This window comes from Isoptericola nanjingensis (assembly GCF_050311635.1).
Classification (GTDB): domain Bacteria; phylum Actinomycetota; class Actinomycetes; order Actinomycetales; family Cellulomonadaceae; genus Isoptericola; species Isoptericola nanjingensis.
In genome coordinates, this window is record NZ_JBNOZL010000006.1 from 374,569 (window position 1) to 398,116 (window position 23,548).

The following is a 23,548-nucleotide window of genomic DNA, read 5'->3' on the forward strand; positions in this document are numbered from 1 at the left end:
GAGCACTGGGAGCTGTCAGGGCCAAGAGCGCGTGTACGTGCGCGTGGTCCTGACAGGTCGCGGGCGGTCAGTCGGCGCGGCGTGCGGCGTCGAGCTGGGACTCCAGGTGGAAGACCTCCTCGAGCTGGACGAAGCCCTCGTCGGGGCGCCCCTCGGCGGGCTCGAAGAAGTCCTTCATGGCGGCCTGCCAGCGCTCGTTCACCTCGCGGGCGGCCATGTCGCGCTGGGCTCGCTCGTAGTCATCGGTGCGCAGGACGCCGACGAGCAGGCCGTCGGCGCCGAGGAACAGGCGGTAGTCGTGCCAGCCGGTCTCTGCCAGCGCCTCGAGCATCTCGGGCCAGACGGCGGCGTGCGCTGCCTTGTACTCGTCGAGGCGGTCGCGTCGTACGCGGGACACGAAACAGACGTGCGTCGTTGCGCCGTCGTCGGTGAAACGGTTCATAGCATGAAACCTAGCAACACGCGACGGCGCCGGGCAGCAACCAGGCCGGCACCCAGGTACCTCTACGCTGGAGCCCAGGCGCGACGACGCGCCCGAACCCGAGGAGCAGCCCATGACGACGACCGCCCCCCGCCGCCGCGCGTCGATCAGCGACGTCGCGCGCCAGGCCAAGGTGTCGGTCGGCACGGTCTCGAACGTGCTCAACCGTCCGGACCGCGTCTCCCCGGCCACGCGCGAGCGGGTGCTCGCCGCCATCGACGACCTCGCGTTCGTGCCCAACGGGTCCGCGCGCCAGCTCCGCGCCGGCACCATCACGACGGCGGGCGCCATCGTGCTCGACGTCTCCAACCCGTTCTTCACCGACGTGGCGCGCGGCATCGAGGACCGCCTCGAGGAGGCGGACTACACCCTCATGCTCGCCAGCTCCGACGAGAAGCCGGAGCGCGAGGCCCGCTACCTGCGCCTCTTCGAGGAGCACGGCGTGCAGGGCGTCATGGTCGTGCCGGCCACGCAGGACCTCGAGCACCTCGAGACCCTCCGCGCCCGGGGGCTGCGGGTGGTGCTGCTCGACCGCCCGTCGCCGGTCGACACGCTGTCGTCGGTGGCCGTCGACGACCGCGCGGGCGCCGCCGCCGCCGCACGCCACCTCGTCGACCTCGGGCACGAGCGGATCGCCTTCCTCAACGGCCCGCACACCATCCGCCAGTGCGCCGACCGCAGCGCCGGCCTGCACGACGCGCTCGTGGAGCTCGGCCTCGACCCCGTCGAGGCGCTGGTCGAGATCACGATCTCCACCCTCAACGCCGACGGCGGCCAGACCGGCACCGAGCAGGTGCTCGCGCTTGCCGAGCGCCCGACGGCCACGATGTGCGTCAACGACCTCACCGCCCTCGGCGCCCTGCGCACGCTCCGCGCCGCCGACGTCCCCGTGCCGTCCGGCATGGCGGTCGTGGGGTACGACGACGTCACCTTCGCGGGCGAGCTGGCCACGCCGCTGACGTCGGTGCGCCAGCCGACGCACCAGCTCGGCCACCGCGCGGCGGACCTGCTGCTGGACCCGGACGACGTCGTCGAGCAGGTGACGTTCCAGCCCGAGCTCGTCGTCCGCGAGTCCACGACCGGCGTCGGCTGAGCCGCAGCCCCCGCCTGCCGACCGCGACCCCGCGCTCCGCGCGCGCCGGCCCACCGAGACCAGTGGGTGCCGGCCATCCGGGCTCAGAGCACCTCAAAGCGGGCCAAAAAGGCTTATCGTCATAATCCAGGTTATCGGTTATGGACTAGTGCGCGTTGCATCTGATGCAAGAACTCGCACCTAGGTGCGATGACAGCGTCGCTGCAGGTCAGCAGCACAGTCCGTCGCCTTGGGCGCGCTAACGCCGTCGACTCGCGCCGCCTCGCCGCAGGTCGCCCTGCGTTTCGTGCATCAGATGCACGATTCCTCGAAAGGGCGGTTCCGTGCTCGTGAGCACGCACCTCTAGCGCGGGCCTGTGGCGTCCGCGCCCGGGTGACCCTGCCGTCTTGCTCCGGCCTCCGCAGGCCCCGCCGCCTGCAGGGCGCTCAGGATCGGCTGCCCCCAACCCGTGGCGCCGCACCGGTTGCCCCCGACACTCAACCGCTCTACCTTGCATCACACAGGGGGCATTCAGCCAGCTCAAAGGAGATCGGCAGATGACATCTCGGCGCGCGCTACGATCGGCCCTCGTAAGCACCGCACTAGTACTACAGCCGTAGATCGTGATGTCCGACGGCCTGCCCTTCGGCGGTTATCGCGGCGGGCGGCTTACCTACTCTGTTCCATGCCGTTGTGGGCGGTGCTGGCGTCGAGCAGGTGAACTTCGGGCAGTGTCTCGCTGGCCGTGTCGCTGAAGGTGCTGTAGTCGAGCGAGTGGAGTCGGCCGTCGTCGACCCACAGCTCGAGCAGACCCAGGTGCTCGTCCCCGTCGACGACAGAAAGAGCTTCGATCGGACCGCCTGCGCGCGACGGGATCCTCGGCACATCTGCCCCGGCAGGGACATCAATGAGGAAGCACGCGTCGCCGTCGTGGTCCTTGCCACCCCAACGCGCGTGGACGAGTTGCGCCCTGGCTTCCTCAGACCCTGGCCAGGTACCCGCGCAGATGCGCTCCAGCAGAGCGGACTCGAGCGGTGTCAGGGCTGCGCCCGGCCGTCGAGTCGTATGGGCGCGGACGTCTTCCATGGCCTCATCCTGGCAGACTCGCAGCGCCCAAATGTAGGAGCTCAGCGTGGTAGGTCAGTCGCGGATCGCGCACCTCTGACCTGCGCTGATGCTGCGAGACGGCCTGGACGTAGGGACGGCCACCGCGTCAGGGTTCGATGCTTGTGTGGAACAACGACTCCGTGGCGGTGGCCGCGGATCGCAGGGTAGCGGCTGGTCGGTGGGAGGCGGAGTTCGCCTCCGCGGTGGGACGGATCTCGGGGCGGTTCGCCCGCCGTGAGCCGCTGGCTCACGCGCGAGACTTCGTGGCCGGGTTGATCGCGCCGCTGGAGCGCAAGAACTGCTGGACGATCGCCGAGCACGCGGGCCACGCCTCGCCGCACGGGCTGCAGCACCTGCTCGGGCGCGCGGCATGGGACGCCGATGGGGCCCGGGACGACGTGCGCGGCTACGTGCTGGACCATCTCGCCGACGAGGGTGCGGTGCTCGTGATCGACGAGACCGGAGACCTGAAGAAGGGCACCGCCACCGTCGGGGTGCAGCGTCAGTACACCGGCACCGCGGGCCGAATCGAGAACGCGCAGGTCGCGGTCTACCTGACCTACGCCGCCCCGGCCGGGCACGCGTTCATCGACCGGGCCCTGTATCTGCCGAAGTCCTGGTGCGACGACCCCGCCCGCCGCCAGCGTGCCGGCGTTCCGGACGCGGCCGGGTTCGCGACCAAGCCACAGCTGGCCGCGGCGATGATCGACCGTGCCGTGGCGGCCGGCACCCCGGCGGCGTGGGTCGCCGGCGATGAGGTCTACGGCGGGGATGCGAAGCTGCGCGCCGCCGTCCGTGCCCACGGCCTGGGCTACGTCATGCAAGTCGCCGCCTCCCGGCAGGTGACCACCCGCGCCGGGAAGATGCCCGTGCGTGACCTCGCCGCCAGCATGCCCGACTCGGCGTGGCAGACGTACTCGGCGGGCGAAGGGTCCAAGGGTCCGCGCTACTACTCCTGGGCGCTGATCAGCATCGAGCCCGACCACAGGCCCGCCGCCGAGACCGACTCGCTCACCGGCGGCGAGCAGATGCTGCTGGTACGCCGCAACGACGCCACCGGCGAGCTCGCCTACCACCTGTGCCACACCCCCGAGCAGACACCGATGGCCACGCTGGTGCGCGTGGCCGGACAGCGGTGGCGCATCGAGGAAAACTTCCAGGCTGCCAAAGGACTCGTCGGCCTCGACCAGCACCAAGTCCGCCGCTGGGACTCCTGGCACCGATGGACCACCCTGGCGATGCTCGCCCACGCGTTCCTCACAGTCATCGCCGCCATCGCGCGCAGCGACGCCGAACGCCGACCCGGGCTGATCGCGATCACCGTCGCAGAGGCCCGACGCCTGTTCAACGCCCTCAACGGCGTCGTGACAAAAAGCATCGGCATCGTCCTGGACTGGTCCACCTGGCGACGACGCCACCAAGCCCGGGCCCGAGCCGCGCACTACCATCGACGCATCCGCGCAGGTCAACGTCACGATCTACGGCTGTAGTACTAGTTGCAACTTTGGCAGCAGGGAGTTCACTCGCCACCGCACAAACGGCGACCGCATCGGCAAGGTGGTCGGGGTGTGAGTTCGAACACCCTTGGGCCAGTTGGACTGTTGGTGGCGACACCCCTGCAGCCCTGGATGATGAGTGGAGCGAGATATTCCGCTATGCGGCCAGTGCATGGGATGGGCCAACGACTATCGACCTAGAAGAAGCCATCAACTTCGGGCCTGCGATGATCGTGGCCGAGGTGATGGACTACGGCGACACCGACTGGTCCGGGCGGGCGCCAGATTTCCAGAATTGCGATATGCTCACCTTCTTTCATGACCGAATGCAGTTCATCGAGATGAACTCCTCTGAATTCTCGACCGCATCACTCACGATGAAGCGGAGCACTGCTGCCCACGAACTAGGCCATGTAATCGGGTTGGCGCACCCGACTGATCAGACAGAGGATATCTGGGAATCAGGCTGCGAAAATGTGATGCTTATGAATCACTATTGGAAGCCGAGGCAAGAGTGCAGCCGCACCTCTCCGCAGACGCCCGAACGAGAGGCAATTAATCAGTTGTACTCGAACAACGTGATCCCCTCTGCTCAAACGCGGAACCAACTCGCCACCCCCGCACCCGCGCCGGGTTCGCGGCCAATTGTGCTGGACTACACCGACAGCTTCGACACCCTCGACGAGGTGAGCAGTGAAGCTAAGGTCTCCGTGGTCGTTAAGCCGACGGGTGCGTCGCGCGTCGAACGCATCGGCAACGTGTCATTTACCGTAACTCAAGCCAGAGTGACAGAGTCGATCGTTGGCGAGGTGGAGCCTGGAGAGATCATCGAAATTCGTCAAGATGGAGACATTTCCCAGTACGCAGTCGATGCAGCCGAACTCTTGAAGTCGGACGCGACGTACCTCACCTATCTTCGAGAGTGGACGGCACCGGGGGGCGCCGCAAGCGATCAGTACATGATCGTTGGAGGTCAGGCAGCCTGGCGCATGGACGGAGAAATTGGACGGCTCGCTTCTGGTGGCTCGAAACTCCCTGCGACGGTGACCATCGCGGACCAGGCTGGTGACCGCGCGGTGCGATCGGCCAACTAGGCCCGGCATCGGAGGTTCGTGTCAGCCCTCCATGCTGCTGACACGAACCTTCGATTCTGAACGCGCACATTCATCGGTCTCGGACTGCTCGCAACGTAGGCTCACCCCATTCACCTCTACCCGAATTATGGCGTCGCCTGGCGGGTAGTCGACGGGCACACGGACCGTTCCACTCGCTGCCCCTAGATTGTCAGGGTCGAGCAAACCGATAATCTGATGGCCTCCACCGTCGAATGGCCACAACTGAACTTCGTATTCTGCTGATTGAGGCAAGTTCTGAGAACAGCGGTCACCGTCGACGAGTCCAGGTACCGTGATCTCAAGTTCGTCACCTGCCGTGACACGGCTGGGAGTCAATTTCGGATCAGTAGGAGTGCAGGGCCCCGATCCCGGTAAAGAGCACGACGTCACCGAGGTCGCGATTAGGCCTCCGACCAGCAGCAGGAATACGATGCGCCGATTTCTCTGATTGGGCATCCTTGTCCTCTCACATATTTCGGGAGTTCATCTAGCTTGAGGGTAAGCCAGGCCACGCAATGCTGGCGGGTGGGGCCAGATCTGCCGCCAAGGAGAGGCGGTGAGGTCCAGCTCCCTGCGTGCGTAAAGGATAGTGGTGCCAGACGTCCGCGACCCGGGTCGTGGCGCACCGCTCCCCAACCCCGAGCCTCGTCCACCACGCTCGTACATCGTCCCATGCGCTTCACGCAGACCCCAGCTCGCCGCCTATGTCGTGGGGCATGTCCTCGTGCCTGGTGGTGCTGCTGGACATGTAGAGGTCTTCCCTGCCGCCGCCCTCGTCGTCTCCGGCCCCCGCCGAACTCGCGCCTCTCGAGCACGCACCTTTACCAGTTGACTGGTGCGAGTTCGAAAGTGGTCAGTTGCCCGTGGGAGGGACGACCTGCGCCAGCGAGCCGTGAATCTGGTCGATCGCCCCTGCCGGGTAGAGCGGCACCGCCAGCTCGCCATCATCGAACGGGCGCCAGACGACAGGAACGACCGAGCCGTCCGACTCGGTGAGCGTTCCGCCGTCGGCGGCTGGCGGTGGGTCCAACTGGCCGGAGTAAAGAGCGACGACCTCATGGCCGAGCTCGCCGTCGTACCGAAAGATGTTCTCGACCATGCCCAGGTAGGTGAGGTCGAGGATGCGCGCTCCGAGCTCCTCGTCCACCTCACGGATGATCGCTTCCCGATGTGTCTCCCCCAGTTCGACACTGCCGCCGATCAGGCGGTGGTAGCCCGCGGGGTTCTCGCTGGTCGGAACGTTGTAGCTGACGAGGTGGCGGGAGCCGTCGAAACTCGGCGCGACGAGCATGGCCTTCACCCGGATATAGGAGCGATCAACCGACATGGCCTCCATCATGCCGGGTTCGCCGCGCTCTAAACGCCCAGCCTCGAAGCGTCAGAACCGACCGACTCTGAGGTCCTAGCCCGGGGAACTCGCACCACACGAGCACGCGCCTCTACCAGTCAATGAGTACGAGTTGCATCTGACCCAAGAGCTCGCACCTGGAGTCACCTAGACGCTTCCGGGCGACAGGGAGGTTCGGCGATCTTGTCGCGTAGCGCGCCCCGACAGGACGAGCCGGGAACCGACCGGTTTGGGACTTGCCCGGGCCGGAACGGTCGTGGAGCATCGCTTCCATCCGACGCATTGCAGCGAGGAGACACGGGAGTGGACGTCGATGGCCGGCCCAAGGTGGTGTGCCTCTGCGGTTCCCTGCGCTTCCAGGATCTGTTCGAGTCGGAGCGGCGACGGTTGACTGCGCTGGGCGTAATCGTGCTCGGGCCGGAACCGATCGATGGGGCGCTGACGCCGACAACACGCGAGGCCCTCGGGCAACTCCACCTCCGGCGAATCGACCTCGCGGACGAGGTCCGCGTGGTCAGCGAAGGGGGGTATCTCGGCGCAGCGACACGGCGCGAGATCGACTACGCGCGAGAGATGCACAAGTTCGTCAGCTCCATGGATGCGGCACTCGCCCTGTGACCGATTTCGCCAGGGCCATCCAAAATCGACCGACTCTGAGGTGCGCCAGAAACGGGTTCTGGATGTTTCGAAACTCCTGGCGTCCGCATGGCCGTCAGGGCCTCGCGCGATGGAGCGCTGCGAGGTCCGCCCGGCTCAGGCCACGTTGGCCCACTGCCGCGACGGTGCGCGGCACTGTCCGCACCTCGCGAGGCGCCCGCATCTACTGACAGCGCAGCGGCCACCTCGACGCGATGACTCTGCGCTGCAGAGTGTTGACGGCGGTTTACTCTGCATGACAGAGTCCGATCCATGAGCGACGCCGATACGCTTCCCGCGTTCCTGGACTCACTGAGTCGCCGGGAGCGAGCCGCCCGCCACGCGGTCTTCATCCCCCTGTTGATCCACACGCTGGCGCTGGCCTTGGTGCTCGCGCTCGACGTCCTGTTCCTCATCCGTCTGGCGCACACGACGGAGATCGAGTGGTCCGGAGGCGGCTGGGCCGTTGTCGCGCACGATCGTCGAACGCTGCTTCCATTGCTCCCGCTCGCCGTCTACCTCGTGATCTGGGTCGTCGCACGCGTGCGCGCATGGCGCACGGGCGTCGGGCCTGGCCACGACGGTTGGGGAATCATGGCGATCATCTCGCTGGGCTTCCTGATCGTGTTCCCCTGGGGCCTTCTCGCTCTGTCGTTCCTCGGCGCCGTGTTCTTCCTCGGCCTTGGGCTGACGGTACTCGGGGCCCGCATGCGCGAGGCCTACCTCTGGGTCCCTGGCCTTGTCCTCATGGCAGTGGGGCCATTCGCCAACCTCGGCACCTTCGAGAACCATGCCCAGTTTCTCGGTCCGTGGCCGACACAGGTCGTCATGCTTGTCGTGATCCTCGGCCTCGCAGCAACAACCCTGATGGTCTGGCTGCGCGAAAGTCGTGCTCTCGCCGCCGCTCCTCCCGCGGTGCTGCCGTGACTGCCCAGGATGCACGCCACCCGTTGGCAGCTCTCGACGAGACGGTTCACCAACGCGCCCGCCTCGGGATCCTCGCGATCCTCAACGAGACAAAGGAGGCCGACTTCAGCCACCTGAAGCAGGCTCTCGGACTGACCGACGGGAATCTGGGGCGTCACCTCGAGGTCCTGGTCGAAGCGGGCCACGTGACGTTGCGTAAGCGTTCCGACGGACGCCGCAACCGCACCTGGGTGCGCATCACCGCACAGGGTCGGCGCGCGTTGAGGTCGGAAGTGGAACTGCTCCGCCAGCTCCTACTGACCACCGAACGTTAGGCGCCTTGTAGGCCTTCGACAACGGCCACCCTTGCCTCAAAACTGACCGATTCTGAGCCGCGCCAGAATCGGGTTCTGGATGCTTCAAAACCCGACGGGGGCGGCCATGGCGGCAGGGCGGACGGCAGCTCGGTGAGGCGCAGCTTGTGGTGAGATTGCGGTCATGTTCGTCCGCTTCCAGTCGCCACTCCCGGGCAAGCGCGGTGTACACACCGGCGTCTTCGGGCTCGCCAACCTCCTCGGACGTGCCGGGCACCTGACGCCCGCGGAACACGCGACGTGGCGGGCCGGGAACGACTGGTACAACGCGGCCTATCCGGATCCGATGGACACCGACCCCTCCGTCTACGACGAGACCGCGCACCCGCGCGCCACGGCGTGGTTCAAGGAGTCGGCTACCCACCTCCTGGATCGTGTGCCGCCATACCTCGCGATCCTCAGCGCGCACGGCGTGGAATGCGTCCGGATCGAGTCGGACGACCCGGGCCGCGTGATCTACGAGGACGACGTTCAGATCGTCGTCGTGCCCCACGACCCGACCGCGTCGACCTCGTTTCATCCCACAACCTGACGACAGCGGCCGGGCCGCCCGTGCGAGTATTCGGATCCACCGCGAGAGATGGGGACGAGCATGGACGCGAAGTACGAGCGGTGGGCCGCCGTGGGGACAGGAGCCGTGATCGTCGCTGTCATGGCCGGAACGTGGTTGATGTGCGAGAACGTCCTCGCATGGCGCGACACCTTCCGGCTTGAGGATCTCGCCTACGCGCGCAACCAGGTTGATGACTTCGAGGGGGACTGCTGCACGGATAGGTGACAGCGGTTGTCAGGCGGCGAGTGCGACCTGAGTCGTGATGATGGCTTCGTACTCGATGGGGGTCAACCTGCCGAGGCGGGCCTGGCGGCGGCGTCGGTGGTAGGTGCGCTCGATCCAGGTGATGATCGCGATCCGTAGCTCGGCACGGGTGGTCCAGCGGCGCCGGTCTAGAACATTCTTCTGCAGCAGCGCGAAGAAGGACTCCATGGCCGCGTTGTCGCCCGCGGAGGCGACCTGCCCCATGGATCCGGCCAGATCATGGGCGCGCAGCGCCGCCAGGAATTTCCGGCTTCGGAACTGGCTGCCTCTGTCGCTGTGCACGATGCAGCCGGCTACTTCACGACCCTCGATGGCCCGTCTGGCGACGGCGTTCTCGAGGGCGGCCACGGCCAGGGAGGACTTCATGCGGTCGCTGATGGAGTACCCCACGATCCGGTTGGAGAACACGTCCTTGATCGCACAGAGGTAGACCTTGCCCTCGGCGGTGGGGTGCTCGGTGATGTCGGTGAGCCACAGGGCGTTGGGTTCACTGGCAGTGAAGTCGCGGCGCACGAGGTCGTCGTGTGCGGGCGGGCCAGGCTTCTTGCCGCCCTTGGAGCCGCGCTTCTTGCCGAACACTGACCACCAGCCGCCCTCGGCGCAGCGGCGCCACATCGTGCGGTCGCACGCCACGTGGCCCACCGAGCGGGCCTCGTCACCGAGCAGCCGGTAGCCGAACTCCGGATCGTCGGCGTGGGCGTCGAACAGGGCGTTCGCGAGGTAGGCCTGCTCGAGCTCGGTGACGGTGACCGGGTTGGCAAGCCATCGGTAGTAGGGCTGGCGGGCGAGCTTGAGGACCCGGCACGTCACCGCGACGGGGATCCCCGCTACGGCGAGCTCACTCACGAGCGGGTAGGTCATTTTCCCGGCAGGTGCGCCTGGGCGAAGTACGCCGCCGCACGACGCAGCACCTCGTTCTCCTGCTCCAACAGCCGCACCCGCTTGCGCGCCTCACGCAGCTCCGCAGACTCCGACGCGGTCACGCCAGGCTTCGCGCCGTCCTCGACATCAGCGCGGTGCAGCCAGTTGCGCAGGCACGACTCGCTGATTCCGAAGTCCTTCGCGACCTGCTTGATCGGGGTCTCTCCCTGGCGGGCGATCGCCACGACGTCGTCGCGGAACTCCTTGGGATGGGGTCTGGGCACGGGACACATCCTTCCAGCAGCACCCGCAGGCACCACAGGTCAGGTGTCACCTATCCGTGCAGCAGTCCCAGGCGTACCGGTCCGGTGGTGTCTTCGAGTCCGGGACGGCGTGGGCCGCACTAGTCATCGCGCTGATCGCCATCGTGCTCGCCACCATGGCCGGGGTACGCGCCGGCAGATGGCGTCTCACGTTCGCAGCTGTCAGTGCTGCCTGCCTCATGGCCTTCGTGACCGCCGGCGCGGTGCTGCCCTTCGGCCCGTTGGTCCTCCTGGTCTCCGCGCTTCCTGCCACGGCCGCCGTGCGTACCTTGTCCCGGCCGGCGAACGAGCGCAGCCTCGCCGATACCGAGATGCGCGGCCTGTAGTTGCTGCTTCCGAGCCCCAGATCCGACGAACCGGGTGAATCCGTCGCCCGCGCCCGCAGCGTCCTTCCAGAACCGACCGATTCTGGAGCGCACCAGAATCGGGTTCTGGAGGTTTCGAAACTACCCCGCGACGCTCAGCACGACCTCGCGGGAACCGATCCCGGACCGCAGAGAGGCGGCTCTGCCGCCGGTGCGGTGTCTCGGGGGCCCTGGTCGAGCACGGTAGTGCTCAGGAGCACATTGCCCTGGCGGTCGGAGAGGCGGGTCTCGAGCAGCGCGCCGTTGGCCGGGTCGAGCAGGAGTTCCTCGCGACCGAGATCCGCGAAGTCGGCGCGGATCGCCGTGGCATCGCGCCCCGCGGAATCAGAGGTGCGACCGACCAACTCGACGTCGGGGAGCCCGGCGAGAACCTGCCACAACGCACGACGCAGCTCGGGGCGGGCGGGGCTGCCCTGGAGCAGGCTCACAGCCTGACTCCACACGTCCCAGTCGTGTCCGTGTCCACTCGCAGGGAGCCCGAGCGTGAGCCGCTCGGCCAGCGTTGCAGGATCGGTCGGCAGGTCGTCGAGCTCGTCCCACGTGTACTGCGGGTTCCCTCCGAATCCCGGCGCGCCGCCACCTTCGGCGGCGTCGGAGAGGTCGCGCACCCGCACGAGCGCAGGGTCGAGAAGCGACTCCCCGTGCTCCGCGGCGGCGAGAGCTGCGGACTCCTCGCTCTTGATGAGGAACGTGTCTCGCGACCGCCAGACCTCACGTTCGTATGGGCCGACCTCGTCGGTACCCATTCCCGAGTCGACCACCTGTTCGTGCACGTACCAGAACTCGCCGTCTCCAACGGTCTGCGTGGCGGCGCTGTCGGCCGCCTCGAGCAGCACGGCCTCGGCCGATGCTGGAGCCGTGCCGAGCACGCCGGCGGCGATGACGGCCGCGAGGGCCGTGCCAGCAGCGGCTGCTCGGGGCCACCAGCGTCGCCGCGATGTGGCGGGACTGCGCGTGGCCTCGGGGCGGGCCGTGATGCGTCCCAGCGTCGCCTCGGCGCGAGCCATTTCCGCGGTGCTCAACGGAGCGTTGGGCGCGGGGTTGGCGCCGGCAAGACGGCGCAGTGTCGGGTCTTCGGTCATCAGGTTCACGGCTGTGTTCCTTCCACGACGCCGGAGTTCGCTCCCCGGCCGGGCCACGGTGCAGGGTCGGCGTGAGGTTCGGGTTCGATGTCTGCGAGCAAGCGCTTGAGGCGCCGTCGCGCTCGAGACAAGCGCACCGAGAAGGCGGCACGCGTGCAGCCCAGGACTTGGGCGGCCTCGCGACCGGTGAGCCCGTCCCACGCGACCAGGGCCAGTGCCTCCCGGTCGGCCTCGCACAGGCGACTCCACGCGACGTGAAGGTCCACCGTCGCCGTCGCGAGAGCGATGGCGTCCTGTGGCAGCTCACGCTCGGCCCCGATGCGCAGCGCGAGGCGATTCCGCCGGCCGTGAGAGCGGCGGTCCTCGGCGACCACGTTGCGGGCAACACCGAACAGCCACGGACGTACCTCACTCGGCACGTCAGCCCATCGGCTCCACGCGATAGCGAAGACCTCGGCCACGAGATCTTCAGCGACGTCCCGATCGGTGCGCCGCTGCACGAACCTCAGCACATCCGGGTACAGCGCACGGAAGACCTCGCTGAACACGATGTCTGGGGGCGCCGTCACGGACTCATCCTCTGTCTCACACCCCTACATCGTTCCGGGGCGCCCAGGTGCAACACCGGTTCTTGTCGATTCTCGACAGCGCCGCGACGTGGCGCAGAACTGACCGTTTCTGACATGGCCCAAGGTGGCTCGCGACACGCCGCGACACGCCGGGTCAAAACCTGGTGTCAAAACCCGGATGTGTCAGAACCTGTGGTCGCACGTTTTCGCTACCGTTCCGGGCATGGCGATCACGTTCGGGTACGCGCGGGTCTCGACCGCGACTCAGGTCCTCGACGCGCAGCTCGACGCACTGCGCGTTGCCGGCGTTGACGGACGGCATGTACGGGTCGAGATGGCGTCTGGCCGCCGCCAGGACCGGCCGGTGCTCGCTGGGCTGTTGGCGGAGCTGGGGGACGGGGACACCCTGGTCGTGGCGAAACTGGACCGCCTCGGGCGGTCGATGCCGCACCTGGTCGGTCTCGTCGACGAGCTCGAACGTCGTGGCGTCGGTCTGCGGTCCCTGTCCGAGCAGATCGATACCGCGAGCCCGGCGGGCCGGTTCATGGTCCACATGCTTGCCGCGCTCGCGCAGATGGAGGCCGATCTCATCCGGGAACGCACCAATGAAGGACTAGCTGCCGCGCGTGCTCGTGGCAGGATCGGCGGCCGTCCGTCGGTCATGAGCCCCGACCGCACGTCCTCGGCCCGAGAGCTGCTGGCGGGAGGGAAGTCAGTAGCCGCGGTCGCAGCGGTGCTGGGGGTGTCGACTTCAACCGTGCGACGGCATGCTGTCGTCAGCATCGGAGCGGGCGGCGAGACTGGTTAGCACGAGTTGCAGCGCGTTGCGACGAGGCGCTGTCTGTCCTACTGCTGCGAGCCGGCCCCCCACCGGTCGGAGTCGCGGATCCGCTTGATGTTTAGTGTTTCGAGGTAGCGACCGGGGTGGTCGTGGTCGGGGCCTTCTTCAAGGTCGTGGACGAGGTATGCCACGGAGGTCTCGAAGTCGGTGACCTCGCGCCCGGCGGGGATCGGAATCGTTCCATGCCCTCCGTCGATCCGGCAGAGCTCTACCCGGTCGATCAGTGCGTTGTTCCAGAAGAAGTCCACCCAGAACGGCCGGACGCTGGGGTTGACAAAGCCTTCGGCCCAGTCGAAATGGAGCTCGTTGCGCTCCTCTCGGCTGTAGACGTTCATGCCCCACGACATGGTGAGGTTGGGCTCCTCGCGGCAGACCGCGTGGCTGTGGTGCTCATCGCTGATGTTGCTGAACGCGCCGCTGGGGCCGCTACCGAAGTCCCACCGGTAGTGGAACGACGGTCCGGCGATCCTGATCCTGTACCAGGCGTCAGCCGTGCGGTCAGCGATGAGTTCGTGCTGGATCTTGAACAAGTCCACCGCAGCCTCCTGCATGAGAGTTTCACCCTGACGGTAGGACGAGCGACTGACAGCCGTGCACTGTCGCCGGCCGTGGCGTCAAGCGTGGCTCCGTCTACCACCGCCAGCCTGCTGCACAGACGTGAGGCCAGGCGAGCGCGTCGCGCGGCGATGGGTCGCCGCGTCCACACTCAGGACTGCCACGTCTTAGCATCCTTACTCGACTTTATCTGATTCCAATAAAGCGTGGTAAGGATGCTAATTTGGTGCGATGGACCCGGTGGCAAACCCCTACACGCCGAACGCGGGCGCGCGCCCTGATGCGCTCGTCGGACGCGACGACCAGCTTGAGACGTTCGACGTCCTGCTGCGCCGCATCGCCCGCGGGCGGTCTGAGCAGTCGATGATCATCACGGGCCTTCGAGGCGTTGGAAAGACGGTCCTACTCGGGAAGTTCCGCGAGAAGGCCCAGGCGCAGGACTGGAGCGTGCTCGACTACGAGGTCGTGAAGCACGACGACCAAGCTTTCCGGATGGACGTCGCGCTCAGGCTGCGCACCGCACTCCTCGAACTCGCGCCTCGAGTCCGTTGGACGGACCGGTTCCGACGGGCAGCCGCCGCGCTGTCGTCGTTCACGGTCAGTGTCGATGCGACAGGCCAGTTCCAAGCAGGCCTTAATGTCGACGCCATCGAAGGTCTCGGCGATCACGGTGACCTGTCGATGGACCTGACTGACGTCTTGGTCGAGCTCGGCGAAGCGGCAAAGGACAAGGGAAGTGGCGTCGTCCTGCTGCTTGACGAGGTCCAGTTCCTCAGCCGGGCCCAACTCGAGGCACTGATCATTGCCCTGCACAAGACCGTTCAGCGACGGCTGCCGATCACCCTCGTCGGGGCCGGCCTGCCGCAGATCGCAGAGCTGGCGGGGGACGCCAAGTCGTACGCCGAGCGACTCTTCAAGTTCCCACAGATCGGCGACCTTTCCGCCGAAGACGCTCGACGCGCCCTGGCCGAGCCCGCCGATGCAGAGGGCGCAGCGTTCGACGCAGATGCCCTCGACCTGGCAGTGGAAGTGACCGGCGGCTACCCGTACTTCCTGCAGGAACTCGGGTACGCCATCTGGGGTGTAGCGCCGACTAGCCCGATCACCCGCACGGACGTCGAGGACGCCGTCGACCTGTATCAAGCGAAGCTCGATTCCTCGTTCTTCCGGGTACGGCTCGACCGCGCCACTGAGCTGCAGACTGCCTACCTTCGGGCGATGGCCGAGCTCGGCCCCGAGCCTCAGAAGGCCGCCGACGTCGCCGCCGTCTTGGGACGCGAGTCCACTCAACTCGGCCCTACCCGTGCCGAGCTCATCGACATGGGCCTGCTCTACACGCCGCAGCACGGCTACGCCGCGTTCACGGTTCCACACTTCGACAAGTTCATGCTGCGCGTCCTGCCTGACCTTGTGATCCCGCCTCGCCGCCAGCGACGGGCTCGGTCCACCGGTAGCAAGCAGTAGCGGAGCCGGAGTTGAGTCCCAGATAGTGGTGTGGCGCGGTCGCCAGGGCTGTGACGGCCGGTTGAGCCCCTCAGGCCGGCCCGCGAACAGCCGCAGCGTCGACGATCTCCGCGACCACGACGTCGTAGTCGGTGGTGTCGGCGAGGCGCTTGGTGAGGTGTCCTGTCGCCTGCGCAAGAACCGCGGGAGAAGCACCTCGGATCGCCGCGGCGATATGCCGCAGGCCCGCTAGGGCGCCTTCGACGTGCTCGAGGTCGTACCCGGTCAGGGTGACATCAATCGCGGCTTGGATGATCGGCCGAGCGTCGTTGACGAGCGCTCCACGGAGCTGGGTGCGCCGGCCGGCCCGCACGAGGTCTGCGGGGTCGGTTCCGGGCTCGAGGGCGGCCGCGCGCACGGTCGCAGTCTCCTCGGTGGTCAGGAGGTTCCAGAGTCGGCATACGGCGCCCTGTCCGGCAGTGTCGGCGTCGGTCGCACTGATGAGCCGGCCCACGGCGGCGGAGTCGATGTCGCGCAGCTGCTGCAGGTGGCCCGCGGTGATGGCTGTCCCGCACAGGCCGAGGGGTACGAGGTCGTTGCCGGCGCGGCGTACGGCTTCGGCGTCGAGGGCGCCCTCGACGAGCACGGGGATGCCGCCTCGGGCGATCCGGGCCGCGGCGTCGGCGTCGAGCCCGTACAGGGCGGCCGACTTGTCTTAAGCCGGGGTGCTGGTGGTGTTGAGGTACTTCGGCGGCGCGTCGGGGTCGTCGTCGGTGGCGGGGTTCCTCCGCGCGGTGAACCCGATGATGCGGTCGCTCGTGTCACGGAGGGGCAGGACCAGTCGGTCGCGGAAGGCGTCGCCCACTCCGCCGTTCTTGGCCTCGAGGGCGAGGCCGGCGTCCAGGAGCTCGGTGTCGGTGAACCCGCGCCGGCGCAGCGTGGGCACGAGTCGCGCCCAGCCGGCGGGCGCCTGGCCGGCCACGGTGCCGCGCAGGCCGCGGGAGGCGAGGTATCCGGTAACCCACTCCCCCGACTGGGTGGCGTGCCAGCGCCAGTAGTCCCAGGCGGCGGCGTTCACGGCGACGATGCGCTCCGCGGTGGTGGTCATGGTCTCCTCCTCCCCTGCTGCTCGGTCACGCGGCCGCGGCCGCGACGCGGTTGATCTGGTCGGGTCGAAAGCCGCACCAGTGATCCTGCCCGGTGCCGTCCTCGACGACGACCACGGGTGCCTCGGAGTACCCGAGCTCCTCGGTGACGTACTCGCGTGCGGCGGGGTTCTCAGCCAGCTCGACGACGTCGACGTGCACGCCCTTGGCCTCGAGCTTGTCCTTGGTCATCTTGCAGCGCATGCACGCTGGCCCGGTGCTGTAGACGGTGACGCTGAGCATGACGCCCTCCTCGCTCACTCGGTGGGATCGTTCCTGATAGCGGAGCCAGGGCCGCCGTGAGCGGCCGGCGTGTCAACCCCTAGGGCGGCGGGGGAAGAAGTTCTCGGTCGAGGTAAGGAGCGCAGCGACGCGGCCGCGGAAGTTCTGGCGGAGCCGGTGGGCCACGCGGTGTTGGTGGCCCGCTTGCACGCCGGGCGCGGCGGCCATGATGGAGCGGCAGGAACGAGCCCCATAGTCGGGCGCAGCCCGCGCTTACCTCGCCGCCCCGCAGGCGTCACCTCGACGTCGTGCCCGGCCGTGCGCAGCGCGGCCGCGGTGGCGCAGGCGACACGGTCGGCAAGCGCTTCCCCGTTGAATCGATACATGACAGACTCGGGTCATGCGACGACGCACGACACCGGAGTCCACCCCGACCCCCCGCCCCTGGAACGCCGGCCTCGACGGCCTCGGCTTCGGCGGCGACTACAACCCTGAGCAGTGGCCGCAGGACGTGCGCCTCGAGGACCTCGAGCTCATGCGCGAGGCGGGCGTCACGATCCTCAGCGTGGCGATCTTCTCCTGGGCCACGATCGAGCCGCGCGAGGGTGAGCTCGACTGGGGCTGGCTCGACGAGACGATGGACCGGCTGCACTCCGCCGGCATCCAGGTCGCGCTCGCCACCGCCACCGCGTCGCCGCCGCCGTGGCTCACCCGCCAGCACCCCGAGATCCTCCCCCGGCTGGCCGACGGCACCGTGCTGCAGCAGGGCGGCCGCCAGGCCTACGCCGTCACCCACCCCGTGCACCGCGACTACGCGCTGCGCATGACCACCCGCATCGCCGAGCGCTACCGCGACCACCCGGCGCTCGCCGTCTGGCACGTGGACAACGAGATCGGCTGCCACGTGTCGCGCGACTACTCGGACTCCGCCGCGGCGGCGTTCCGCGACTGGCTCCGCGCGCGCTACGGCACCGTCGACGCCCTCAACGAGGCGTGGGGCACGGCCTTCTGGTCGCAGCGCTACGGGTCGTTCGACGACGTGCTGCCGCCGCTGGTCGCGCCGACGTTCGCCAACCCGACGCAGCAGCTCGACTTCCACCGGTTCTCCTCCGACGCGCTGCTCGACTACTACCTCGACCTGCGCGACACGCTGCGGGAGATCACGCCCGACGTGCCCGTCACGACCAACCTCATGGCGACGGCGCACTGCCGTGGCATGGACTATTTCTCGTGGGCGCCGGAGCTCGACGTCGTCGCGAACGACCACTACACGTACCCCGCGGACCCCGAGCGGCATGTGGACCTCGCGTTCTCCGCCGACCTCACGCGGGGCGTCGCGGGCGGCGCGCCGTGGATCCTCATGGAGCACTCGACGTCGGCCGTGAACTGGCAGCCGCGCAACACGCCCAAGGCCCCGGGCGAGATGCTGCGCAACTCGCTGCAGCACGTGGCCCGCGGCGCGGACGCGGTGATGTTCTTCCAGTGGCGCCAGTCGAAGGCCGGCGCCGAGAAGTACCACTCGGCGATGGTGCCCCACGCCGGCCGGGACTCCGACGTCTGGCGCGACGTCGTGACGCTCGGCCGCGCGCTGCGGGCGCTGGGCGAGGTGCGCGGCTCGCGGGTGCGGTCGCGCGCGGCCGTCGTCGTCGACTACCCGTCGTGGTGGGGGTCGGAGCTCGACTCGCACCCCACGCAGGACCTGCGCTACATGGACCAGGTCCAGGCCTGGTACCGGTCGCTGTGGCGGCTCGGCGTCACGACCGACCTCGTGCCGCCGGGCGCCGACCTCGACGGCTACGACCTGGTCGTGCTGCCCACGACGTACGTCGTCACGGACGCCGACGCCGCGAACGTGGCCGCCGCCGCCGAGCGCGGGGCGACCGTCGTCGTCACCTACTTCTCCGGCATCGTCGACGAGCACGACCACGTGCGCCTCGGCGGCTACCCGGGCGCGTTCCGCGACCTGCTCGGCGTGCGCACCGAGGAGTTCCACCCGCTGCAGCAGCCCGAGTCGGTCCGCGTGGTCGGCAAGGCCGTCGGGGGCGAGGCCACGGCCGACCTGTGGACCGAGAAGACGCACGTCGCCGAGGGCACCGAGGTGGTCGCGTCGTACGACGACGGCGCTCTCGCCGGGCGCCCGGCGGTCACCCGGCGCGAGGTCGGGGCGGGTCGGGCGTGGTACGTCGCGACGAGGCTCGACGACGCAGGCCTGGGCGCGCTCGCCGAGCGGCTGGTGGCCGAGGCCGGCGTGGGGCCGGACGTCGTCGCGCCGGCGGGCGTGGAGGTCGTGCGGCGGTGGGCCGACGACGGCGCGACCGGTGCCGCGACATCGTGGCTCTTCGCCATCAACCACACGGACGCCGACGCGACGCTCGGCACGGCGGACGCCCCGGTGGCCGGCACGGAGCTGCTGAGCGGCGACACCGTCGAGGGCAGCCTCACCGTGCCCGCCGGCGCCGTGCGCGTGGTGCGGGTCGACGGATGACGGACCCGGACCCGCGCCTGCCCGGTGTCGGGCCGGTGGGGCCGTACGCGTTCGTGTTCTGGAACGACGACCTGGACGACGCCGGCGTGGTCGCGCAGCTCCAGGAGATCTCGGAGGCGGGGTTCGTCGGCGTGACCCTGAGCGCGCGCGTCGGGCTGAGCCGGCGGGTGGGTTACCTGACGGACGAGTTCCTGCGGCTCGTGCGCGTTGCGGTCGACGAGTGCGCCCGGCTGGGGCTGGCGGTGATGCTCTACGACGAGGCGTCGTACCCGTCCGGCTCCGCCAACGGCGCCGTCGTGGCGCGTGACCCGGCGTCCGCCGCCCGGTGCCTGGTGCCGGTGACGCACGACGTCGAGGTGCCGGCCGGCGCGCCGAGCGACGATCCCGCGGACGCCGGGTACTGGCGCCCCGCGCTGGGCCGCGACCTCGACGCGCGGCTGCTCGCCGTCGTCGGACGACGGTCGGACGGCGCGGGCGGCGTCGTCGGCGACGACGACGCCGTGCTGCTGCCGGTGCGCATGCCGGGGTTGGTGCGGCTGGACCTGCCGCCCGGCGCGTGGCGCGTCACGGCGGTGTTCGACGCGGCCAGCGGGGGCACGATCCGCGGGGCGCACGCGGAGCAGGACGACGGGTCGGCGCTCGCGCCGCCCGCGGCGGACCTGCTGAACCCGGACGCCGTCGCGGCGTTCCTGGAGCTGACGCACGACGCCTACGCCGCAGCGCTCGGGGAGCACCTGGGCACGACGGTGGTCGCGATGTTCACCGACGAGCCGTTCCTGCTGGGCCGCGGGCACCGGCCGCTCGCCCGCCCGTACACGCCGGGGCTGGAGGCGGAGGTCGCCGCCGCCCTGGAGATCGACGTCGCCGACGTGCTGCGCCGGCTGCCGGAGCTGTGGGACGGCGAGGGCACGCGCCCAGGCGGCACGGACCCCGACGCCACGGGGTTCGTGCGTGACTGGGACGACGCCGTCCGGGCGCGGCTGCACCGCGTGTACTACGACGCGCAGGCCGCTTGGTGCGCCGCGCACGGCCTCGCGCTGACCGGGCACCCGGCCGAGCCGGACGACCTGGCCACCGCCGCGCGGCTGCACTGGCCCGGGCAGGACACGGTGTGGCGCTGGGTGCTGCCCGGCGACGATGCCGCGACCAGCGGCATCGACGGCCCCGAGAGCACGGCGCCGAAGGTCGCGGCGAGCGCCGCCAGGGCCCGCGGTGGGGTGCCGGCGGTGACCGAGGTGCTCGGTGCGTACGGCTGGCGTCTCAGCCTCGACGAGGCGCGCTGGCTGCTGGACTGGTACCTGTCGCGCGGGGTGACGACGCCCGTGCTGCACGCGTTCTTCTCCTCCGTGCGCGGCGGGCGGGCGTTCGAGAGCGAGCCCGACCTGGGCCGGTGGAACTCCTGGTGGCCGCACCTGCCGCCGCTGGTCGGGTACGTGCGGCGGGTGGCGCAGCTGCTCGACGACGCGCCGCCGGTCTGGCCGGTCGGCCTGCTGAGCCGCCCCGACGCCGCGCCGTCGGGCCCGGTGGTGCGTGCGTTGCTGGAGGCGCAGGTCGACTTCGGGTACGTGGACCGCGACGACGAGCGCGCGGCCGCGGGGTACGTCGTCCTGCTCGACCCGGACGACGTACCCGACGCCGCCGCGCTCGACGTCGTCAGGCTGAAGGAGCGGCTGCGCGCGGCGGGCGCCCCGGTGGTGGACGCCGAGCCCGCCGCGCCCGACCTGCGGGCCGTGGTGCTCTCCGACGGAGCGGGGTACGTCGCCTTCCACGAGGGAGAGGCGCCGATCCGCACCTGGCTGCGGCTGCCGTCCGTCCCCGACGACGCGTGCTGGTGGGACCCTTTCACCGACACCCGGCACGCCGTCGAGCGCGACGACCACGGCCGCGTGCTCCTGGAGCTGGAGCGCCGCCGCACCCTGGCTCTGGTCCCGGCCGTCGGGCACCCCGTCGCCCCGGTCGGCCCGGCGGCGGGGCACCGCCTCGAGGTCACCGGCTGGCGCGGCACGGTCGAGCGCGTGCTCGGCGACCCGGACGCGTTCGCGGACGACCCGGACGCCGTCGTGCCCGCGCACGTGGGGCTCGGCGACTGGACCCGGGTTCCCGGCCTGCGCCGGCTCTCCGGGTCCGTGCGCTACTCGGCCGAGGTGGACGTGCCGGACGGCGCGGGCGCCGCACGACTGGAGCTCGGCGTCGTGGGCGAGGCCGCGACGGTCAGCGTGGACGGCGTCGTCGTCGGGCACGCGCCGTCCGCACCGTACGTCGTGGACCTCGGCATGCTCGCCCCGGGCACCCGCACCCTCGACGTGCTGGTGAGCAACAGCGCCGCGAACTACTACGAGGGCGACCGGCGCCCGTCGGGTCTCATGGGACCGGTCGCGCTGACCTGGTGATCCCCCGCTCGCCACAATTCTCTGGCGGCGCGGGGCGGTGGTGCGTAGGGTGCAGCGCGATGGGAGCTCTGTGAGCACACCGACGCCGACGCGTCGAGCAGGTCGGACGACACTGCTCCGCGTCGGCGTTCGCACGCCCGCCGTCCTCCACGACCGCCGACGCCGGCGACGGAAGGAGTCCCGCCCGTGGACCCGTCACAGCTCACCCTCACCGACATCACCCTGCGCTACGCCGACCGCGTGGTGCTCGACCGCCTGTCCCTGACCGTCTCGCCGGGCGAGCGCGTCGGCGTCGTCGGCGACAACGGCTCCGGCAAGTCCACCATGCTGGCCGTCGTCGCCGGCCTTCTGGAGCCGCAGAACGGCACGCGCGTCGTGCGTGCCCCGGGCGGGCTCGGACACCTGCCGCAGACGCTCGACCTCCCGCCCAGCAGCACCGTCGCGCAGGCGATCGACGTCGTGCTGGCGGACGTTCGCGCGCTGGCGGCGGAGGTCGCCGCGCTCGAGGACCGGCTCGGGACGCTCGGCGGTGCCGCCCTGGACGACGCGCTGCGGCGGTACGCGGAGCTCACCGCGCGCTTCGACGCCCGCGACGGCCGCGGCGCCGACCGCCGCGTCGACGTCGCGCTCCACCGCCTCGGGCTGCCCGGCCTGGACCGCGGCCGGGCGCTCGGCACCCTGTCGGGCGGCGAGCGCTCGCGCCTCGCGCTGGCGGCGACGCTCGCCGCCGACCCCGAGCTGCTGCTGCTCGACGAACCCACCAACGACCTCGACGACGACGCCCTCGACTGGCTCACCGAGCGGCTGCGCGCGCACGACGGCACCGTCGTCGCCGTCACCCACGACCGCGCGTTCCTCGCGGACCTCACGACGACGCTCGTCGAGGTCGACGGCGGTCGCGCGCGGCGCTACGGCACCGGGTGGTCGGGGTACCTCGCGGCGAAGGAGGCCGAGCGCGAGCAGCTGCGGCTGGCGTACGAGCGGTGGCGCGCGGACCTCGACCGGCAGCGGCGGATCGCGGCCACCAACGTCGAGGCGATGGAGCAGATCCCGCGCAAGGTCCCCATCGCGTCGTTCGGGTCGGGGGCGTTCCGCCTGCGGTCGCGGGCGCACGGCGCCACCGGGCGCATCCGCAACGCCAAGGAGCGGGTGCGGCGCCTCACCGACGCCCCGGCCGCGCGGCCCGCCGACCGCGCCGTGTTCCGGACGGACGTCGCCACCGCCGCGCCCGTCGGCGACGGCGGGGGCGAAGGGACCGTCGAGCTCGACGGGGTCGAGGTGCGCGGCCGGCTCTCGGTCCCCCGCCTCACGGTGGCCGCCGGCGAGCACGTGCTGGTGACCGGGCCGAACGGTGCGGGCAAGAGCACTCTGCTCGGGGTGATCGCGGGCGAGGTCGGGCCGGACGCCGGGACGGCCCGGGCCGAGGGCGCCGTCGGGCACCTGCGGCAGACGGGCGCGTCCGCCTCGGACGACGGCCGTACCGTGCTGCACGCCTTCGCCGCCGGGCGTCCCGGCGACCTGGAGGAGCACGCGGAGGCGCTGCTCGCCACAGGCCTGTTCCGCCCCGACGACCTGCCCCGGCCGGTGCGCGAGCTGTCCCAGGGGCAACGGTCCCGCCTCGAGCTGGCGCGGGTCGTCACCACCACGACGGACGTGCTGCTCGTGGACGAGCCGACCAACCACCTCTCCCCGGCGCTCGTCGAGGAGCTGGAGAGGGCGTTCGCGGAGTTCGACGGCACCCTCGTCCTCGTCTCCCACGACCGCCTGATGCGCGAGCGCTTCCGCGGCCGCCGCCTGGTGCTCGACGACGGCCGCGTCGTCGCGGACGCTCCGTTGCCGAGATAGAGAACCCGACTCGCCGAGATAAAGAGGCCGGGGGCGCCGCGACCGGTCGCGGCGCCCCCGGCCTCTCTA

General features: G+C 69.8%; 24 protein-coding genes. 14 read left to right on the forward strand and 10 right to left on the reverse strand.

What is annotated here, in order from left to right; genetic code table 11:
* Positions 1-67: 67 nt before the first annotated feature.
* Positions 68-442 (reverse strand): L-rhamnose mutarotase, encoded by a 375-nt coding sequence (locus ACQP6G_RS14265; RefSeq protein WP_429765137.1) that lies wholly within the window; start codon positions 440-442, stop codon positions 68-70.
* Between the two features lie 112 nt (positions 443-554).
* Here ACQP6G_RS14265 and ACQP6G_RS14270 point away from each other — a divergent pair, with 112 nt between their 5' ends.
* Positions 555-1,574, forward strand: coding sequence for a LacI family DNA-binding transcriptional regulator (locus ACQP6G_RS14270; protein ID WP_429765139.1), 1,020 nt, complete (start codon positions 555-557; stop codon positions 1,572-1,574).
* 649 nt (positions 1,575-2,223) lie between these two features.
* Here ACQP6G_RS14270 and ACQP6G_RS14275 read toward each other — a convergent pair.
* Positions 2,224-2,640 carry a hypothetical protein gene (locus tag ACQP6G_RS14275; protein ID WP_429765140.1) on the reverse strand — a complete coding sequence of 139 codons (417 nt, stop codon included), beginning with the start codon at positions 2,638-2,640 and terminating at the stop codon, positions 2,224-2,226.
* Positions 2,641-2,807: 167 nt separating this feature from the next.
* Between ACQP6G_RS14275 and ACQP6G_RS14280 the strand changes: the two genes are divergently transcribed.
* Positions 2,808-4,151 carry an IS701 family transposase gene (locus ACQP6G_RS14280; RefSeq protein WP_429765204.1) on the forward strand — a complete coding sequence of 448 codons (1,344 nt, stop codon included), beginning with the start codon at positions 2,808-2,810 and terminating at the stop codon, positions 4,149-4,151.
* Positions 4,152-4,384: 233 nt separating this feature from the next.
* On the forward strand, positions 4,385-5,251 hold the full coding sequence (locus tag ACQP6G_RS14285; RefSeq protein WP_429765142.1) for a hypothetical protein: 867 nt from the start codon (positions 4,385-4,387) through the stop codon (positions 5,249-5,251).
* Positions 5,252-6,125: 874 nt separating this feature from the next.
* On the opposite strand, the gene ACQP6G_RS14290 is transcribed toward ACQP6G_RS14285, so the two are convergent.
* Complete coding sequence (locus tag ACQP6G_RS14290) at positions 6,126-6,611, reverse strand: NUDIX domain-containing protein (RefSeq protein ID WP_429765144.1); 486 nt, start codon at positions 6,609-6,611, stop codon at positions 6,126-6,128.
* 312 nt (positions 6,612-6,923) lie between these two features.
* Between ACQP6G_RS14290 and ACQP6G_RS14295 the strand changes: the two genes are divergently transcribed.
* The 5 genes from ACQP6G_RS14295 to ACQP6G_RS14315 all read left to right on the forward strand — a co-directional run bounded on the left by ACQP6G_RS14295 (position 6,924) and on the right by ACQP6G_RS14315 (position 9,314).
* On the forward strand, positions 6,924-7,238 hold the full coding sequence (locus tag ACQP6G_RS14295; RefSeq protein ID WP_429765146.1) for a hypothetical protein: 315 nt from the start codon (positions 6,924-6,926) through the stop codon (positions 7,236-7,238).
* Between the two features lie 291 nt (positions 7,239-7,529).
* Entirely contained in the window at positions 7,530-8,183 is a 654-nt protein-coding gene (locus ACQP6G_RS14300; RefSeq protein ID WP_429765148.1) for a hypothetical protein, read from the forward strand.
* The gene (locus ACQP6G_RS14305; RefSeq protein WP_429765149.1) at positions 8,180-8,497 is read left to right on the forward strand and encodes a transcriptional regulator; all 318 of its coding nucleotides are present in this window, start codon (positions 8,180-8,182) and stop codon (positions 8,495-8,497) included. The genes ACQP6G_RS14300 and ACQP6G_RS14305 overlap by 4 nt, the downstream gene beginning before the upstream one ends.
* A gap of 163 nt (positions 8,498-8,660) precedes the next feature.
* Positions 8,661-9,068, forward strand: a complete 408-nt coding sequence (locus ACQP6G_RS14310; RefSeq protein WP_429765150.1) for a hypothetical protein — start codon at positions 8,661-8,663, stop codon at positions 9,066-9,068.
* 60 nt (positions 9,069-9,128) lie between these two features.
* Positions 9,129-9,314 (forward strand): hypothetical protein, encoded by a 186-nt coding sequence (locus ACQP6G_RS14315; RefSeq protein ID WP_429765152.1) that lies wholly within the window; start codon positions 9,129-9,131, stop codon positions 9,312-9,314.
* Positions 9,315-9,323: 9 nt separating this feature from the next.
* Here the strand turns inward: ACQP6G_RS14315 and ACQP6G_RS14320 are convergent.
* Positions 9,324-10,498, reverse strand: a protein-coding gene (locus ACQP6G_RS14320) for an IS3 family transposase (RefSeq protein ID WP_429765153.1) whose coding sequence is annotated in 2 segments (ribosomal slippage) — positions 9,324-10,217 and positions 10,220-10,498 — 1,173 coding nt in all. Because the reading frame shifts where the segments join, the coding sequence is not laid out codon by codon here.
* Positions 10,499-10,554: 56 nt separating this feature from the next.
* Between ACQP6G_RS14320 and ACQP6G_RS14325 the strand changes: the two genes are divergently transcribed.
* Positions 10,555-10,863 carry a hypothetical protein gene (locus ACQP6G_RS14325; protein ID WP_429765155.1) on the forward strand — a complete coding sequence of 103 codons (309 nt, stop codon included), beginning with the start codon at positions 10,555-10,557 and terminating at the stop codon, positions 10,861-10,863.
* A 134-nt stretch (positions 10,864-10,997) separates the two neighbouring features.
* On the opposite strand, the gene ACQP6G_RS14330 is transcribed toward ACQP6G_RS14325, so the two are convergent.
* Together ACQP6G_RS14330 and ACQP6G_RS14335 are read right to left on the reverse strand one after the other, a co-directional pair.
* Positions 10,998-11,984 (reverse strand): CU044_5270 family protein, encoded by a 987-nt coding sequence (locus ACQP6G_RS14330; protein ID WP_429765205.1) that lies wholly within the window; start codon positions 11,982-11,984, stop codon positions 10,998-11,000.
* Positions 11,985-11,989: 5 nt separating this feature from the next.
* The gene (locus tag ACQP6G_RS14335; RefSeq protein ID WP_429765157.1) at positions 11,990-12,553 is read right to left on the reverse strand and encodes an RNA polymerase sigma factor; all 564 of its coding nucleotides are present in this window, start codon (positions 12,551-12,553) and stop codon (positions 11,990-11,992) included.
* 223 nt (positions 12,554-12,776) lie between these two features.
* Between ACQP6G_RS14335 and ACQP6G_RS14340 the strand changes: the two genes are divergently transcribed.
* Positions 12,777-13,361, forward strand: a complete 585-nt coding sequence (locus tag ACQP6G_RS14340; RefSeq protein ID WP_429765159.1) for a recombinase family protein — start codon at positions 12,777-12,779, stop codon at positions 13,359-13,361.
* A gap of 38 nt (positions 13,362-13,399) precedes the next feature.
* Here ACQP6G_RS14340 and ACQP6G_RS14345 read toward each other — a convergent pair whose 3' ends face one another.
* Positions 13,400-13,930, reverse strand: coding sequence for a hypothetical protein (locus ACQP6G_RS14345; protein ID WP_429765161.1), 531 nt, complete (start codon positions 13,928-13,930; stop codon positions 13,400-13,402).
* A 250-nt stretch (positions 13,931-14,180) separates the two neighbouring features.
* Here ACQP6G_RS14345 and ACQP6G_RS14350 point away from each other — a divergent pair, with 250 nt between their 5' ends.
* Positions 14,181-15,413, forward strand: coding sequence for an ATP-binding protein (locus ACQP6G_RS14350; protein ID WP_429765163.1), 1,233 nt, complete (start codon positions 14,181-14,183; stop codon positions 15,411-15,413).
* Positions 15,414-15,483: 70 nt separating this feature from the next.
* Here ACQP6G_RS14350 and ACQP6G_RS14355 read toward each other — a convergent pair whose 3' ends face one another.
* The 3 genes from ACQP6G_RS14355 to ACQP6G_RS14365 all read right to left on the reverse strand — a co-directional run bounded on the left by ACQP6G_RS14355 (position 15,484) and on the right by ACQP6G_RS14365 (position 16,780).
* Entirely contained in the window at positions 15,484-16,038 is a 555-nt protein-coding gene (locus ACQP6G_RS14355) for a toprim domain-containing protein (protein WP_429765165.1), read from the reverse strand.
* Positions 16,039-16,107: 69 nt separating this feature from the next.
* Entirely contained in the window at positions 16,108-16,500 is a 393-nt protein-coding gene (locus tag ACQP6G_RS14360) for a hypothetical protein (RefSeq protein ID WP_429765167.1), read from the reverse strand.
* Positions 16,501-16,525: 25 nt separating this feature from the next.
* The gene (locus ACQP6G_RS14365) at positions 16,526-16,780 is read right to left on the reverse strand and encodes a glutaredoxin domain-containing protein (protein ID WP_429765168.1); all 255 of its coding nucleotides are present in this window, start codon (positions 16,778-16,780) and stop codon (positions 16,526-16,528) included.
* A 379-nt stretch (positions 16,781-17,159) separates the two neighbouring features.
* Between ACQP6G_RS14365 and ACQP6G_RS14370 the strand changes: the two genes are divergently transcribed.
* From ACQP6G_RS14370 to abc-f, 3 genes are all read left to right on the forward strand, one after another.
* On the forward strand, positions 17,160-19,244 hold the full coding sequence (locus ACQP6G_RS14370) for a beta-galactosidase (RefSeq protein WP_429765170.1): 2,085 nt from the start codon (positions 17,160-17,162) through the stop codon (positions 19,242-19,244).
* Positions 19,241-21,634, forward strand: coding sequence for a hypothetical protein (locus tag ACQP6G_RS14375; protein ID WP_429765172.1), 2,394 nt, complete (start codon positions 19,241-19,243; stop codon positions 21,632-21,634). Before ACQP6G_RS14370 ends, ACQP6G_RS14375 begins: the two co-directional genes overlap by 4 nt.
* Positions 21,635-21,820: 186 nt before the next feature.
* Positions 21,821-23,479, forward strand: a complete 1,659-nt coding sequence (abc-f, locus tag ACQP6G_RS14380; protein ID WP_429765174.1) for a ribosomal protection-like ABC-F family protein — start codon at positions 21,821-21,823, stop codon at positions 23,477-23,479.
* The last annotated feature ends 69 nt before the right edge of the window (positions 23,480-23,548 follow it).

Coding starts and splice junctions, on each gene's coding strand:
- ACQP6G_RS14265 (WP_429765137.1), bottom strand. CDS start 442: ATGAACCGTTTCACCGACGACGGCGCAACGACGCACGTCTGTTTCGTG.
- ACQP6G_RS14270 (WP_429765139.1), top strand. CDS start 555: ATGACGACGACCGCCCCCCGCCGCCGCGCGTCGATCAGCGACGTCGCG.
- ACQP6G_RS14275 (WP_429765140.1), bottom strand. CDS start 2,640: ATGGAAGACGTCCGCGCCCATACGACTCGACGGCCGGGCGCAGCCCTG.
- ACQP6G_RS14285 (WP_429765142.1), top strand. CDS start 4,385: ATGATCGTGGCCGAGGTGATGGACTACGGCGACACCGACTGGTCCGGG.
- ACQP6G_RS14290 (WP_429765144.1), bottom strand. CDS start 6,611: ATGATGGAGGCCATGTCGGTTGATCGCTCCTATATCCGGGTGAAGGCC.
- ACQP6G_RS14300 (WP_429765148.1), top strand. CDS start 7,530: ATGAGCGACGCCGATACGCTTCCCGCGTTCCTGGACTCACTGAGTCGC.
- ACQP6G_RS14310 (WP_429765150.1), top strand. CDS start 8,661: ATGTTCGTCCGCTTCCAGTCGCCACTCCCGGGCAAGCGCGGTGTACAC.
- ACQP6G_RS14315 (WP_429765152.1), top strand. CDS start 9,129: ATGGACGCGAAGTACGAGCGGTGGGCCGCCGTGGGGACAGGAGCCGTG.
- ACQP6G_RS14330 (WP_429765205.1), bottom strand. CDS start 11,984: ATGACCGAAGACCCGACACTGCGCCGTCTTGCCGGCGCCAACCCCGCG.
- ACQP6G_RS14340 (WP_429765159.1), top strand. CDS start 12,777: ATGGCGATCACGTTCGGGTACGCGCGGGTCTCGACCGCGACTCAGGTC.
- ACQP6G_RS14350 (WP_429765163.1), top strand. CDS start 14,181: ATGGACCCGGTGGCAAACCCCTACACGCCGAACGCGGGCGCGCGCCCT.
- ACQP6G_RS14360 (WP_429765167.1), bottom strand. CDS start 16,500: ATGACCACCACCGCGGAGCGCATCGTCGCCGTGAACGCCGCCGCCTGG.
- ACQP6G_RS14365 (WP_429765168.1), bottom strand. CDS start 16,780: ATGCTCAGCGTCACCGTCTACAGCACCGGGCCAGCGTGCATGCGCTGC.
- ACQP6G_RS14370 (WP_429765170.1), top strand. CDS start 17,160: ATGCGACGACGCACGACACCGGAGTCCACCCCGACCCCCCGCCCCTGG.
- ACQP6G_RS14375 (WP_429765172.1), top strand. CDS start 19,241: ATGACGGACCCGGACCCGCGCCTGCCCGGTGTCGGGCCGGTGGGGCCG.